A 12893-nucleotide genomic window follows, 5' to 3' on the forward strand; every position below is an offset into this window, starting at 1 on the left:
TAATTCTCTGTCTCAAACGCTTTCATCCCTCATTCGCTCCCATAGCACACCCCTCAGCCGATTCACCGAACAGAAAGACTGACTTTCCACTCAGATCACCACTCCCCGGCGCCCTATCCTCTGGGATATGACCCTGCCCGACCTCACGCCCGCGCAGCGCACCGAACTGGAACTGCTCGCCCGCGGGAAACAGCCCAAAAGCCGCACCATGCGCGACCTGAACCAGCCCGAAACCCCCGAGGCCGCGCACGCCCTGCTGCTGCGCGCCGGCCTGTGGACCGACGCCCGAACGCCATACGCCGACCGGCTGGGCGCCGCCCTGAACCCCGTCACGCATGCCGTGCCGCCTTTCCACGACGAACCCCGCCTGGACCTGACCCACCTGCCGGCGTACGCCATTGACGACGAAGGCAACCGCGACCCGGACGACGCCGTCGCCATTGAGGTCCTGCCGGGCGGCCTGACGCGCCTGTGGGTGCACGTGGCCGACGTGGCCGCCCTGGTGCCCGAAGGCAGCGACCTGGACCTGGAAGCCCGCGCGCGCGGCGCGACGCTGTACCTGCCCGACCAGACGATCGGCATGCTGCCCGACGCCCTGATCGAGCAGGCCGGGCTGGGCCTGCACCCCACGACCCCCGCCCTGAGTTTCAGCCTGGACCTCGACGAGGAAGGCAACGCCGACGCAGTCGACGTGCAGCTCACCACGGTGCAGGTGCAGCGCCTGACCTACACGCAGGCGCAGGCCCACCTGGACGCCGGCAAGGAGCCGTTCGTGACCCTCGCGCGGCTCGCGCGGGCCAGCCGCGCCCTGCGCGAACAGGAGGGTGCCCTGAGCATCGATCTGCCCGAGGTGCGCGTGAAGGCCGATGAGACCGGCGTGGCAGTCACGGCCCTGCCGCGCCCGGAGATGCGGAGCGTCGTGCAGGAATGCATGACGCTGGCCGGGTGGGCCGCGGCCATCTACGCCGACGACCACGCGGTGCCGGTGCCGTTCGCCACGCAGGACCCCCCGCACCGCGAGGTGCACGGCGACACCCTGCCTGCGCAGTGGGCGCGGCGCAAGACCCTGGCCCGCACCCGCTTCCAGCCGGCGCCCGGCCCGCACGCCGGCATGGGGCTGGACCTGTACGCGCAGGCCACCAGCCCCATGCGGCGGTACCTGGACCTCGTGGTGCACCAGCAGCTGCGCGCGCATCTGGCCGGCCGCGAACCCCTGAGCGGCAAGGAGGTGGCGGCGCGCGTGGCGCAGGCGCAGATGAATGCCGACGCCACCCGGCAGGCCGAGCGTCTGAGCCGCCGTCACCACACGCTGCGCTTCATTGCGGCGGACCCGGACCGGGTGTGGCCGGCGGTGGTCGTGGACCGCCGCGGCCCACAGGCGACGCTGCTCATTCCGGAGCTGGCCTTTGATGTGACGCTCAGCACGCCCGCCGCCCCCGGTACGGCCCTGCACGTGCAGTTCACGGAAGTGAATCTGGCCGCGCTGAGCGTCCGGGCCCGGGTCGTCCAGCCCCGCTGAGGCCCCGTGAGCCGCGCCGCGGCGAACCCAGGCAGGCCCTCAAATGACCGCCCCTTATTTCGCTCGCAGCGAAAAACAGCGTGATAGACGCACAATTCTGCGCGTCAAATCTGATTCATCTTGCATTCATGCGCGGGCCGGTGTGGCTACACTGCCAGGTATGTCCGCAGCGAGTGCCACCCCGAGCGACATTGTGTCCCTCCGCATGAGTCATTGCCGAGCTGAACACGCCGCCCGCAGCGCGCAGTACCACCTCGCTGTCCTGCACTACCGCACCTGCCTGGAAGCGGCCGAACGCCGGGAGGACTGCCGCGCCGTGGAGTTCTTCGCGCTGAAACTCGCCCACTGCTACGAGCACATGGGCCTGCCCGACAAGGCTGCCAGTTTCCGCGCCCTGGCCGGCAGCGGCCCCTCCCCGCTGCTGGGCTGACCCTGCGCGGCGGCACCGGCAGCCCGGTCAGGCAGCCCTCAGCGGCGTGCGGCACACTCGGCGCATGACCCGCTTCCCTTCCCGCCTGCTGCTTCCCCTGGCGCTGCTGACCGGCGGCGCGCACGCCGCCACCCTCGCCCTGACCGTCGGCCAGACCGGGCAGCTGGGCCGCGCCGCCGTGACCCTGCTGCGCGCCCAGGACAGCCGCTGCCCCCTGAACGCCCGCTGCATCCAGGCGGGCGAGCTGCGTGCCACCGCGCTGGTCGTGCAGGGCAGCCGCGCCCGCCTCGTGCATCTCACGCTGCCGGGCACCGCCGCCGGGCAGGGCCTGCACATCAGCGGCGCGAACCGCCGCGTGGCCGGGCCGCGACCGGAGCCGCTGCAGGTGACCTTCAGCGACGGGCAGTAAGCGCCCATCCGGTGCCCCGCGCCCTTTCCCTGGGAGGCGGGTCTGTTTTAATGGCGGGCATGCCTGACTCCTCCCCCGCCGACGCCACGCCCTGCGACCTTGGATTCGTCATGCCGCCCGAATGGGCTGAACACGCCGCCACATGGATGAGCTGGCCGGCCGACGATGACCTGTGGTTCGGTCACCTGGACGCCGTGCGGGCCGAATTCGCCGGGCTGGTCCGCACCATTGCCCGGTTCGAGCCGGTGCAGCTGCTGGTACGCGATGAGGAAAGCGACACGGACGCCCGCGCCCGCCTGGGCGGCGCGGACGTCACGTTCCACCGCGTGCCGCTGGACGACGTGTGGATGCGTGACAACGGCCCGATCTTCGTGCGCCGCGGGCACGACCTGGCCCTCGTGGACTGGCAGTTCAACTCGTGGGGTGGAAAATTCAACTGGCAGCACGACGACCGCGTGCCCGAGTACGTCGCCGGGCACCTGGGCACGCACCGCTGGGCGCAGCCGTTCGTGCTTGAGGGCGGCGGCCTGGAAGTCAACGGGCAGGGCGTGGGCCTCACCACCCGCTCGTGCTTCCTGACCCCCACCCGCAACCCCGGCCTGACCGAGGAAGGCTACGCGGCGCTGCTGGCCGACACGCTGGGCGTGCAGAAACTCCTGTGGCTCGACGGCGGCCTGGAAAACGACCACACGGACGGCCACATCGACACCATCACGCGCTTCACGGACGAACGCACCCTTGTGACCAGCGTGGAAAGCAACCCGGCGGACCCCAACCACGCCGTGATGGCGAGGAACCTGGCCGAGCTGCGCGCCATGACTGACCAGAACGGCGAGCCGTTCCGGGTCGTGGAACTGCCTCTCCCCGCCGAGCGGCTCGAAGGCGCCGAAGGCCGCCTGCCGCCCACGTACGCGAACTTCTACATCGGCAACGGGTTCGTGGTCGTGCCGCTGTACGGTGATCCGAACGACGCCCGCGCCCTGGAGATCCTGCGGCCCCTCTTCCCCGGGCGTGAGGTGATCGGCCTGAGCAGCCGCGCCCTCATCGAGGGGGGTGGGAGCTTCCACTGCGTGACGCAGCAGCAGCCCACAGGCACCCCCTGGACCGGCCAGTAACCCCCGCCTGCCCGGCGGCCTGGCAGCCCCACCCAGGGGAGTTCCGTCTGGTCAGGTCTGCCGCACGGCCGCCGCGCCGCGTCCCACAGTGAGCGGGTGACGGAACTGGACCTGGGCAACGGGTACTCGGCGCGGCCAATCTCACTGGACACCTACCGGGACGCCTGCACGCGACTGGAAGACCGGATATTCGGCGGAAACTCGCTGTACGCCTTTGACCCGCCGCAGCGAACGGCGCCGCCGCTGGGAGAGGCCTGGAACTGGGGGGTGTACCACGCCGGCGAACTGATCGGCTGGCATCACGCGCACACCCAGGACGAACGCACGGTCTACATGGCCGACACCGGCCTGCTCCCGGAACATCATGGGCGCGGCGTGTACACGCGCCTGCTCCCCCACCTCCTGGAGACCTTCCGCGCGACAGGATTCACGCTGGTGAAAAGCCATCACCGCGCCACGAACAACGCCGTGCTTATTCCCAAACTGCGCGCCGGGTTTCACGTGCAGGGCCTGACCGCCTACGAGGGCGGCCTGAATGTCGCCCTGACCCTCAGCCTGGACCGCACGTACGCGCAGGCCATGCACGTCCGCAGCGGGTACCGCGCGCCGCACGGCGAGGTGGCGCGCCGCCTGGGCCTCCCGGCCGCCGCTGACCCGGCCGGGCCCGACGCCCCCCACCTGCCCCTTCCCGGTGACGCGGGACCCGGCACAAGCCTGGGCGGCGGCTACACCCTGCATTCCGTCACGCCTGAGACCTTCCACGCGGTGTACACGACGCTGGAACCGCAGGCGTACCAGACGGACTCCTGGGCGTGGCCCCACCCGGCGGCGCGCGCCCGGCCGGACACCCCAAGCTGGGCCTGGCTGATCGCGCACGGGGGCCAGGTGGCCGGCTGGCAGCTGTCCCGCGCGTGGGATGACCGCACGGCGTACATGGTGAACACCACGCTGCTCCCGGACCACCGGGGGCGGGGTGTGTACACGCGGCTCCTGCCCACCGTCCTGGACGCCCTGCGCGCCGAGGGCTTCGATCTGGTGCGCAGCCACCACCACCTGACCAACAACGCCGTGATCCTCCCGAAACTCCGGGCCGGTTTTCACGTGCAGGGCGTGCAGGTGGATGAGCACGGCGTCATGGCCGTCCTGATGCGCAGCTTTGACGCGGCGTACGAAGCTTACATGCACCGCCGCAGCGGGCTGACGCGCTAGGGTCTGTCTGGCTGAATTTGGCAGGATGAGGGCATGAGCCGGACGGATTTGACCGAGCAGCAGTGGGCGATCCTGGCGCCACTGCTGCCTCAGAACCCGGAGCGAGGCCATGCCGACAAGGACCATCGGCCTGTCCTGAACGGGATCATCTGGCGTGAGAAGACGGGTGCACCGTGGCGTGACATTCCAGAGCGGTACGGTCCATGGCAACGTTGCCATGACCGTTTCACCCGCTGGTCGCGCAGCGGGGTCTGGGCAGAGATTCTGGCCGCCCTGCAACTGAAAGCCGATGCTGAGGGAAAGATTGATTGGGAGGGTGCGGCCCTGGACAGTACCCACGTCAAAGCCCACCGCAGCGCGGTGGGCGCACGGAAGCAACCGGCCAAACTGGAAAAAAGGGGGCCCTCGACGACGAGTGGCTCGGCATCAGTCGAGGGGGACGAACCAGCACAATTCACGTTTCTGATGGACGGGAACCGTCGGCCGCTCAGTATTCTGGTGTCTGCCTGACAGGCCAGTGACCCCACGTACCTGGTGCCCCTTCTGGATGCTGTTCGGGTCAGGCGCCCCGGTCCGGGGCGCCCCCGCAAGCGACCCACCACCCTGCGGATGGACCGGGCGTATGGTGCGCGCAAGTACCGGCGTGTCCTCCGTGCTCGCAAGATTCGCTGCGTGTGTCCTGAGCGCGAAGACGCCCGCAAAGCGCGTCTTCGTCAAGGCTGCCGGGGGGGACGGCCGCCTCAATTCGACGCATAAGCCTATGGGGGCCGACAGGTTGTGGAATGCGGCATCAATCGCCTCAAGGACTTCCGCGCCATGGCCACCCGGTACGAGAAGCGTGGACACCAGTTTCTCGCCGGTGTCCACGTCGCTTGTATCCTCTTATGGCTTTAAAGTTCAGCCGGACAGACCCTAGCTGCCTCCTGGCCCCGCGGCTGGACGGAACACGAACACGTGACCGTCCGGGTCGCGCGCCGCCAGCCGCCCGGCCTCCGCCACGCACGGCAGCCCCTCGGCCTCCACGCGCGCCGTGACGGCCGGCACGTCCGCGTAGAACTCCACGAGCGCATGGTCTCCACCCAGCATGTCCGCCAGGCCCACCTGCGGGTCCCAGGCGTACAGCCAGCGGCGCGGCGTGCCGTTCCCGTCGGGTTCCGGCCAGGGTCCCAGCGTGAACTGCGCGAAATCCCGGTCCTCCTGCTCCTTGGCGAACGCGAACCCGTAGGCCCGCGGCAGCCGGAGCTTCATGGCGGCGTAGTCACTGAACGCCAGCGCCACCTCGCGCAGCGCCAGCACCGGCAGCGTGTACGCCCCCGGCATCAACGGGTGGTCCGGCACCCGCACCGGCGGCTGGCGCGGGTCCAGGCGGTTCACGCTGCGCAGCTCCAGGCCATGCCCGAACGGATCAAAAAAGTACAGCGTCGGGTCAGGCTGCTCCGCGGTGCCCAGGTTAATCTCCTGCCAGGGCAGCGCGTGCGCGTCCAGCAGCGCCCGGCAGCGGGGCAGATCCTCCGGACGCACCTGAAACGCCAGGTGCAGGTGACCCGCACCGCGCGCCCGCAGCGGCGCCAGCCACGGATCGTTCGCCTGCCGCGTTATGGGCCGCCACAGCGTGAGGCTCTGCGCGGCATTCACACCCAGCCGCGCCACGCCGCGCTGCTCATCCAGGTGCTGCAGCGGCAGGCCCAGCACCTGTCCGTAGAACCGCACGGCGCGTTCCAGGTGGTTCACTTCCAGCGTCACGCCCGCCAGGTCCAGGATGGGAGAAGGGCCACTCGGCCCGGTCGGTACGGCCAGGGTCATGCCCCGAGCGTAGAGGCCACCCACCTGCGGTGGATGGGAATCCCCTTCAGGCCGTCACCGGGGAACCGCACAGGCAGACGACCCTCCGCGCCGCGCGGCGCACAGTGGTGTACTGCCTCCATGACCTTCCCTGATCCTGACCGGTACACCCGCGTTCCGTACCGCCGCGCGGGCCGCAGCGGCCTGAAACTCCCCGCGATCTCGCTGGGCCTGTGGCACAACTTCGGCGGCGTGGACCGCCTGGAAACCATGCGTGCCATGGTCCGGACTGCCTTCGACGGCGGCGTGACCCACTTCGACCTGGCCAACAATTACGGACCGCCCCCCGGCAGCGCCGAAACGAACTTCGGGCAGCTGCTGCGTGAGGACCTGGGGCCGTACCGCGACGAGCTGATCATCTCCACGAAAGCCGGGTACACCATGTGGCCCGGCCCGTACGGCGACTGGGGCAGCCGCAAATACCTGCTGAGCAGCCTGGACGCCAGCCTGCGGCGCCTGGGCCTGCCGTACGTGGACATCTTCTACCACCACCGGCCCGACCCGGAAACGCCGCTGGAAGAAACCATGAGCGCGCTCGACCACGCGGTCCGCAGCGGCCGGGCGCTGTACGTGGGCCTCAGCAACTACCCCGCAGACCAGACGCATCAGGCCGCGCAGATCCTGCGGGACCTGGGCACCCCCTGCGTGATTCACCAGCCGAAGTACAGCATGTTCGAACGCTGGGTCGAAGGGGGGCTGCTTGGTGCCCTGCGCGACGAGGGGATCGGCGGCATTGCGTTCAGCCCGCTGGCCCAGGGCCTGCTGACGAACAAGTACCTGCGCGGCATCCCGGGAGACTCCCGCGCGGCCAGCGGCGGCTTCCTGAAACCGGAGAACGTCACCGAGGACCGCATGGTCCGCGTGCGCGCCCTGAACGACCTTGCAGCCGGGCGCGGGCAGACCCTGGCGCAGCTGGCCCTCGCGTGGGTGCTGCGCCACCCGGAGATGACCAGCGCCCTGATCGGCGCCAGCCGCCCCGAGCAGATCACAGACGCGCTCGGCGCCCTGAACGCCGGACCGCTTCAGACTGATGAACTGAACCAGATCGAGGCAATTCTCGCCGGCGAACAGGGCTGAGCCAACAGGCAGGGGGCCGCCTGACCTGGCGGCCCTCCTGCACAGCGCCGCAACTCAGGCGCGGCGGGGCGGACGGTTCCTGGCGCGTTTGATCGTGCCGATCTCCGCCTCACTCGTCAGCACCGTGCGGTACAGCTCCCACCACGCCCGGGCCGTCCCCGGATCACGCGTCAGCGTTTCAAACCGGTAGTACGCGGCCTCCCCGGTGGGCAGCACGAAGGTGGGCGTCCCGAACACCCCGACCTCCCGCGCGGCGTCCAGGTCCGCCCGCAGTTCCGCGCGCAGGGCCGCCTCATCTGCCAGATCTGCGTCCAGCCGCGCCACGTCCAGCCCGGCCTCACTGGCGGCTGCGCGGATGGTTTCTGCCGCCAGGGGCCGTTTTGCCTCGTGCACCGCGCGGTACAGGGCCAGGGTGAATGCCCACAGGGCCTCCTCCCCCTGACGTGCCGCTGCGTGCGCCGCCAGGAACGCCTGCAGGCTCCCCTGCTGGTTCGCACTGCCCTCCCCAAGCTGCTGCCCGGTTAACCGCCATGACAGTTCCCTGGCATTCTCCGCGTGGTTGCCTTCCACGAGCGAGTAGTGCCGCAGCCGGAACGACTCCCCCTGTGCGCGGAGCGTCGCGGCCAGTTCCAGACCACGCCAGGCGTATGGGCAGAGGAAGTCGAAGTACACGTCGGTGACGTTCTCATGGCTCATGAAAGGCACCGTAGCACCCACGGAACGCCGCGAATCGTCGGGAGGATTTCTTTGTTGCTGGTCTTCACGCCCCCCGGTGTTCCTGTTCGGGGAGTCCGACCAGCGCACCCCCCGCCTGTCCTCTTGGGGCCGTGAGGCGGTGACAGAGCGCAGCGTTCCGGCGCCGGCAGGACTTGGGGCGTGCGTTGCTTTGCGCCCACCGCAGGCCGGGGGCTGGTTTTCGGTGCGGACACGTTCAGGGGTCCGGACTGGCCGTGGGCCAGGGCAGCGGCCGCTCCGTCGTTACGGCCCGTCTCTCCGGAATCACGGCGCATGTTCGGCCCGTCTGCCGGGCTCGGGTGAGCGCCCCGCTGTCCGGCCGGCGCTGCGGCGCGGGGCTCAGGCCGGCTGGCCGGCCCTGAGCTTCTGCGCGATGAAGGCCTTGAGCGTCTCGGCGTCGTTGGGCAGCAGCTGATAGAAGCGCTCGGCCTGCTCGATCCCGTGGAAGCGGTCGGGCCGCTCGGGGGTGCGGCCCACCGCCTCGCGCACGGTGTCCTCGAACTTGGCGGGCAGAGCGGTTTCCAGGCAGATCATGGGCACGCCGGGCCGGGCGTACTGCTCCCCAACGAACACCCCGTCGGCGGTGTGCGGGTCGATCAGACGGCCGAACGCGTCGTCCACCCGGCGGATGGTGGCGAGCCGGTCCGCGTGGGTGCTGCGCCCGCCACGCAGGCCGCTGGTCTGCACGGCGTCCCAGTGGGATGTGCCGTGCACTGTGACGGGACGGCCCTCGGCCACGGCCTGCCACCACGTGTGGGTCTGCTCGGGGTCCTGCCCGGCCATGAGGTACAGGAAGCGCTCGAAGTTGCTGGCCTTGCCGATGTCCATGCTGGGGCTGCTCGTCACGGCAACCCGCGCGGCGGGCCGGACGTGGTACACGCCGGTCTGGAAGAACTCGTGCAGAACGTCATTCTCGTTGCTGGCGGCAACGAGCTGCCCGATGGGCAGGCCCATGCGGCGTGCGAGGAAGCCCGCGAAGACGTTGCCGAAATTGCCGGAGGGAACGCTGAAGTCCGCTTCGGTGCCGGCGGGGAGGTTCAGCGCGAGGTACGCCTTGAAGTAGTACACGGCCTGCGCCAGTACCCGCGCCCAGTTGATGCTGTTCACGGCGCCGATGTCGTACCGGGCCTTGAAGTCCGCGTCGGCGTTCACGGCTTTCACGAGGTCCTGACAGTCGTCGAACACGCCACTTACGGCGAGGTTGAAGATGTTCGGTTCGTGCAGGCTGTACATCTGCGCCTGCTGGAAGGCACTCATGCGGCCGTGTGGGGAGAGCATGAACACGTTGACGCGGGCCTTGCCGAGCATGGCGTACTCGGCGGCGGAGCCGGTGTCGCCGCTGGTGGCACCCAGGATGTTCAGGTGCTGGTCACGGGTTTCCAGAACGTACTCAAAGATGTGACCCAGGAACTGCATGGCGACGTCCTTGAAGGCCAGGGACGGGCCGTTACTGAGTTCCAGCAGGTACAGGTCCGTGCGGCCCAGGCGGGTCAGGGGGGTGATCGCCTCGCTGTGGAACACGTCGGGGTGGTAGGTGGCGTGCAGCAGCCGGCGCAGGGCCTCCTCGGGAAGGTCGTCGATGAAGGGCCGCATGATGCGCAGGGCCAGTTCCGGGTAGGGCAGGGGCCGCAGCGCCTCGAGCTCGTCGGGCGTGAAGGTCGGAATGAACTCCGGCATGGCCAGCCCGCCGTCCGGGGCGAGGCCGCTCAGGAGGACGTCCGAGAAGCGGCCCAGGGTGGCCGCGCCGCGTGTGGAAACGTACTTCATGCCTGTTCCTCCCGTGCGCCCGCCGCTGCTGTGTGGCGTGGCGGGCGGTGAATGCGGCCACTTTACGGGGTTGGTGGAGGGATGCGGCGCAGGCGGCTAGAGCACTCGGCATTTCAGGGGGGCGGCCTGAGCGGAGCGCAGCGGCTGCTTCCCTCTGGTGCCTGACCGGGGCCTGCTGCGCCTGCTCTCTTTGCAGGCTGTTCATTTACGTGGGTGTGACAGGTGAGTAAGCCGCCGCGCGGCATGCTGAGGGCACTCGCTGGTGAACCCCACGCGAGAAGAGGCGATGAAGCGTGGTCCTGTATTCGGGCACCTGGGACACGCGGAGCCATTGGTGCGACCGGCTTTTCGACTGCCCGACCATCCTCACCCAGGATGACCCGGCCTGTACTCTGCGCCCCTGGTCGCAAGAGGAGTTCCCAGATGTTCCGACCGACAACCGCTGTCCTCACCCCCCGGCAATCAGACCAGCGCCTCACGCACGCACCGCGTTGCCTGCCCGGCCTGCAGTGACCTGCCGCTGATCTGATCAGGCGAGCCTCGCCTGTCCCTCCAGAGTTCCGCCCAGCCCCGAACCGCGGCGCGCCCCTGACGGCACCCTCCTGTTCCGCTGGCACTTCATCAGACGGCTTTTCGCCGGCGGTTCACGCCGCGCTGGAGGGGCCGGACACTGGACCAAGCTTTCCGGGAGTTCCCATGAAATACGCGATCCTGACCGTCCTGATCACTGTTCTCGCCACCAGCTGCGGCAGCACGGCCACCCCCAGCGCCAGCACGCACGCGCAGACGGTCAGCAGCTCCGGCCCGGACACCCAGGCCCCCACGGTGTCCATGATGATGCACCCCGCCACGCTGCGTGAGGAAGGCAACGTGTTCTTCCAGCTGGCCACCCGCGACAACGTCGGGGTGTCCCGCGTGGTGATCAACATCGACGGGCAGAAGTTCGTGGACGACAGCACCAGCTACAACTCGTACGCCAAGTACTTCAAGGGCGCCAGCAACGGCGAGCACACCGTGACCGTGCGCGTGTACGACCTGGCCCAGAACGTCAGCGAGCAGACCCAGACCTTCACCGTGGCGATCGGCCAGTAAGGCCTGCGGGCGCCGGGCAGCGTGCATGAACGCCGCGTGGGCATCCGGGCGGGTGAACCCTCACCGCGGGGCACGTTTACTCCGCGCGGCATCCTTTACCCTGCGGGCATGACGCCGGACACTGTGAAACTCGCGGCCGTGCAGATGCACGTGACCGATCAGCTGGAAGACAACGTCACGCGGGCCATGGGACACGTGCGGGCCGCGGCGGCGCAGGGCGCGCAGGTGATCCTGCTGCCGGAACTGTTCGAGAACCTGTACTTCTGTCAGGTGGAACGCGAGGATTACTTCGCGCTGGCCCACCCCCTGGACGGACACCCGTTTATCGGGCGGTTTCAGGCGCTGGCGCAGGAACTCGGCGTGGTGCTGCCCCTGTCGTACTTCGAGGCGGCCGGGCAGGCGCACTACAACTCGCTGGTGTGCATCGACGCGGACGGCAGCGTGCTGGGCAACTACCGCAAGACCCACATCCCGGACGGCCCGGGGTACGAGGAGAAGTACTACTTCAATCCCGGGGATACGGGGTTCCGCGTGTGGCACACTCGCTTCGGCCGGGTCGGGGTGGGCATCTGCTGGGACCAGTGGTACCCGGAGACGGCGCGCGTGATGATGCTTCAGGGTGCGGATTTCCTGCTGTACCCCACGGCCATCGGCACGGAACCGGCCGAGGTGGAAAGCCCGAACAGCCACCACATGTGGCAGCGGGCCATGATCGGGCACGCGGTGAGCAACAGCACGTACGTGGCGGCCGCCAACCGGATCGGGTCGGAAACCGTGGGGGACCTGACGCAGTCGTACTACGGTCACACGTTCGTCAGTGACTACACCGGGGAGATCGTCGCAGAATTCGGGGAGACGGAGGAAGGGCCGCTGCTGCACACCCTGAACCTGCGCGAGGCGCGCAGATTCCGCGCGGGAATGGGCTTCTTCCGGGACCGCCGGCCGGAACTGTACGGGCCGCTGCTCACCACCGACGGCGTGACCCGGCGCGGGTAGAGCCAGCCGGGAGCAGACTGGGGTGTCATCCCCGTCTGCCCCGGGCCGTTATTCGGCGGCTTCCGGCGCGAGGTTCAGCCGGTACAGGTAGCGGCCGGGGCCCCTGCGGCCCGCGTAGCGGGTGAGGAGGTCGTGCAGGTCACGCTGCAGGGCCTTGGCGTCCTCCCGGGTGAGGTGCAGGGTGCCCCAGTGGGCGGTCAGCGGCGGGGCGTCCTCGCGCAGCAGGTCCAGCAGGTCGAAGGCGTCGGCGCGGGGCGTGATGTCCATGGTCACGCCGGTGGGTGTGGTGTACAGGCGCACGGCGATGTCCTCGTCACGCTGCACCAGGCACGCGCCGGCCTGCACGACCGCGTGGTGAAAGCGGGCGCTGAAGGTGTCCTCGTGCAGCGCGATCAGCGCTTCCAGGCTGCTCAGCGGCGTGCGGTGGTAGGGAATCAGGAACGCGCTGGCGACCGCGCGGTAGTGCTTGATGGGGCGGCCCCGGCGCTCCGTCTGGCGCGTGACCTGCACCAGTCCGGCCTGCACGAGGCGGCCCAGGCGGTGGTGCGTGGCGTTCAGCGCCCGCCCGCAGTGGCGGGCCAGGGCCGCCGCCGCATAGTCCTGGGTCATCAGGGCGTGCAGCAGCAGGGTGTACTCGGGGGTCAGGCACAGGCGGGCGGCGAGCGGGTCCTCGACGCGCGTCCAGGGTCGCGGCATGCACGC

Annotated in this window: 13 protein-coding genes and 1 riboswitch; of the genes, 9 read left to right on the forward strand and 4 right to left on the reverse strand. The window is 69.5% G+C overall.

Going from position 1 to position 12893, the window contains the following annotated elements; all coding sequences use genetic code 11:
* The first annotated feature begins 127 nt into the window (after nt 1-127).
* The 6 genes from LAJ19_RS12785 (at nt 128) to LAJ19_RS12810 (ending at nt 5192) form a co-directional block, all read left to right on the forward strand.
* The gene (locus LAJ19_RS12785; RefSeq protein ID WP_225476129.1) at nt 128-1519 is read left to right on the forward strand and encodes a ribonuclease catalytic domain-containing protein; all 1392 of its coding nucleotides are present in this window, start codon (nt 128-130) and stop codon (nt 1517-1519) included.
* Nucleotides 1520-1679: 160 nt separating this feature from the next.
* Nucleotides 1680-1949, forward strand: coding sequence for a hypothetical protein (locus tag LAJ19_RS12790; RefSeq protein ID WP_225476130.1), 270 nt, complete (start codon nt 1680-1682; stop codon nt 1947-1949).
* A gap of 64 nt (nt 1950-2013) precedes the next feature.
* Nucleotides 2014-2358, forward strand: coding sequence for a hypothetical protein (locus LAJ19_RS12795; protein WP_225476131.1), 345 nt, complete (start codon nt 2014-2016; stop codon nt 2356-2358).
* Nucleotides 2359-2417: 59 nt separating this feature from the next.
* Nucleotides 2418-3473, forward strand: a complete 1056-nt coding sequence (locus LAJ19_RS12800; RefSeq protein ID WP_225476132.1) for an agmatine deiminase family protein — start codon at nt 2418-2420, stop codon at nt 3471-3473.
* A 96-nt stretch (nt 3474-3569) separates the two neighbouring features.
* Nucleotides 3570-4682 (forward strand): GNAT family N-acetyltransferase, encoded by a 1113-nt coding sequence (locus LAJ19_RS12805; protein ID WP_225476133.1) that lies wholly within the window; start codon nt 3570-3572, stop codon nt 4680-4682.
* A gap of 33 nt (nt 4683-4715) precedes the next feature.
* Nucleotides 4716-5192: an IS5 family transposase gene (locus LAJ19_RS12810; RefSeq protein ID WP_225476134.1), complete on the forward strand. Its 477-nt coding sequence runs from the start codon at nt 4716-4718 to the stop codon at nt 5190-5192.
* Between the two features lie 402 nt (nt 5193-5594).
* On the opposite strand, the gene LAJ19_RS12815 is transcribed toward LAJ19_RS12810, so the two are convergent.
* A complete protein-coding gene (locus LAJ19_RS12815) occupies nt 5595-6485 on the reverse strand; it encodes a VOC family protein (RefSeq protein WP_225476135.1) in 891 nt (296 codons plus the stop codon).
* A gap of 120 nt (nt 6486-6605) precedes the next feature.
* Here LAJ19_RS12815 and LAJ19_RS12820 point away from each other — a divergent pair, with 120 nt between their 5' ends.
* Nucleotides 6606-7601: an aldo/keto reductase gene (locus LAJ19_RS12820; RefSeq protein ID WP_225476136.1), complete on the forward strand. Its 996-nt coding sequence runs from the start codon at nt 6606-6608 to the stop codon at nt 7599-7601.
* Nucleotides 7602-7655: 54 nt separating this feature from the next.
* On the opposite strand, the gene LAJ19_RS12825 is transcribed toward LAJ19_RS12820, so the two are convergent.
* Together LAJ19_RS12825 and thrC are read right to left on the reverse strand one after the other, a co-directional pair.
* Nucleotides 7656-8297, reverse strand: a complete 642-nt coding sequence (locus LAJ19_RS12825; RefSeq protein WP_225476137.1) for a DsbA family oxidoreductase — start codon at nt 8295-8297, stop codon at nt 7656-7658.
* A gap of 378 nt (nt 8298-8675) precedes the next feature.
* Nucleotides 8676-10103: a threonine synthase gene (gene thrC / locus LAJ19_RS12830; protein ID WP_225476138.1), complete on the reverse strand. Its 1428-nt coding sequence runs from the start codon at nt 10101-10103 to the stop codon at nt 8676-8678.
* Between the two features lie 270 nt (nt 10104-10373).
* A riboswitch (cyclic di-GMP riboswitch) is annotated at nt 10374-10458 on the forward strand.
* A gap of 341 nt (nt 10459-10799) precedes the next feature.
* Here thrC and LAJ19_RS12835 point away from each other — a divergent pair.
* Both LAJ19_RS12835 and aguB read left to right on the forward strand, forming a co-directional pair.
* Nucleotides 10800-11195, forward strand: coding sequence for an Ig-like domain-containing protein (locus LAJ19_RS12835; RefSeq protein ID WP_225476139.1), 396 nt, complete (start codon nt 10800-10802; stop codon nt 11193-11195).
* A 108-nt stretch (nt 11196-11303) separates the two neighbouring features.
* Entirely contained in the window at nt 11304-12191 is an 888-nt protein-coding gene (gene aguB / locus LAJ19_RS12840) for an N-carbamoylputrescine amidase (RefSeq protein WP_225476140.1), read from the forward strand.
* A gap of 48 nt (nt 12192-12239) precedes the next feature.
* Here aguB and LAJ19_RS12845 read toward each other — a convergent pair whose 3' ends face one another.
* Nucleotides 12240-12887, reverse strand: a complete 648-nt coding sequence (locus LAJ19_RS12845; protein ID WP_225476141.1) for a helix-turn-helix domain-containing protein — start codon at nt 12885-12887, stop codon at nt 12240-12242.
* Nucleotides 12888-12893 lie beyond the last annotated feature (6 nt).

The sequence above is a fragment of the Deinococcus taeanensis genome (genome assembly GCF_020229735.1).
In the GTDB taxonomy this organism is placed as follows: domain Bacteria; phylum Deinococcota; class Deinococci; order Deinococcales; family Deinococcaceae; genus Deinococcus; species Deinococcus taeanensis.

What these genes read in the sequence shown, in the direction of transcription:
- LAJ19_RS12785 (WP_225476129.1), top strand. Translation starts at nt 128, where the DNA reads ATGACCCTGCCCGACCTCACGCCCGCGCAGCGCACCGAACTGGAACTG.
- LAJ19_RS12790 (WP_225476130.1), top strand. Translation starts at nt 1,680, where the DNA reads ATGTCCGCAGCGAGTGCCACCCCGAGCGACATTGTGTCCCTCCGCATG.
- LAJ19_RS12795 (WP_225476131.1), top strand. Translation starts at nt 2,014, where the DNA reads ATGACCCGCTTCCCTTCCCGCCTGCTGCTTCCCCTGGCGCTGCTGACC.
- LAJ19_RS12800 (WP_225476132.1), top strand. Translation starts at nt 2,418, where the DNA reads ATGCCTGACTCCTCCCCCGCCGACGCCACGCCCTGCGACCTTGGATTC.
- LAJ19_RS12810 (WP_225476134.1), top strand. Translation starts at nt 4,716, where the DNA reads ATGAGCCGGACGGATTTGACCGAGCAGCAGTGGGCGATCCTGGCGCCA.
- LAJ19_RS12815 (WP_225476135.1), bottom strand. Translation starts at nt 6,485, where the DNA reads ATGACCCTGGCCGTACCGACCGGGCCGAGTGGCCCTTCTCCCATCCTG.
- LAJ19_RS12820 (WP_225476136.1), top strand. Translation starts at nt 6,606, where the DNA reads ATGACCTTCCCTGATCCTGACCGGTACACCCGCGTTCCGTACCGCCGC.
- LAJ19_RS12825 (WP_225476137.1), bottom strand. Translation starts at nt 8,297, where the DNA reads ATGAGCCATGAGAACGTCACCGACGTGTACTTCGACTTCCTCTGCCCA.
- thrC (WP_225476138.1), bottom strand. Translation starts at nt 10,103, where the DNA reads ATGAAGTACGTTTCCACACGCGGCGCGGCCACCCTGGGCCGCTTCTCG.
- LAJ19_RS12835 (WP_225476139.1), top strand. Translation starts at nt 10,800, where the DNA reads ATGAAATACGCGATCCTGACCGTCCTGATCACTGTTCTCGCCACCAGC.
- aguB (WP_225476140.1), top strand. Translation starts at nt 11,304, where the DNA reads ATGACGCCGGACACTGTGAAACTCGCGGCCGTGCAGATGCACGTGACC.
- LAJ19_RS12845 (WP_225476141.1), bottom strand. Translation starts at nt 12,887, where the DNA reads ATGCCGCGACCCTGGACGCGCGTCGAGGACCCGCTCGCCGCCCGCCTG.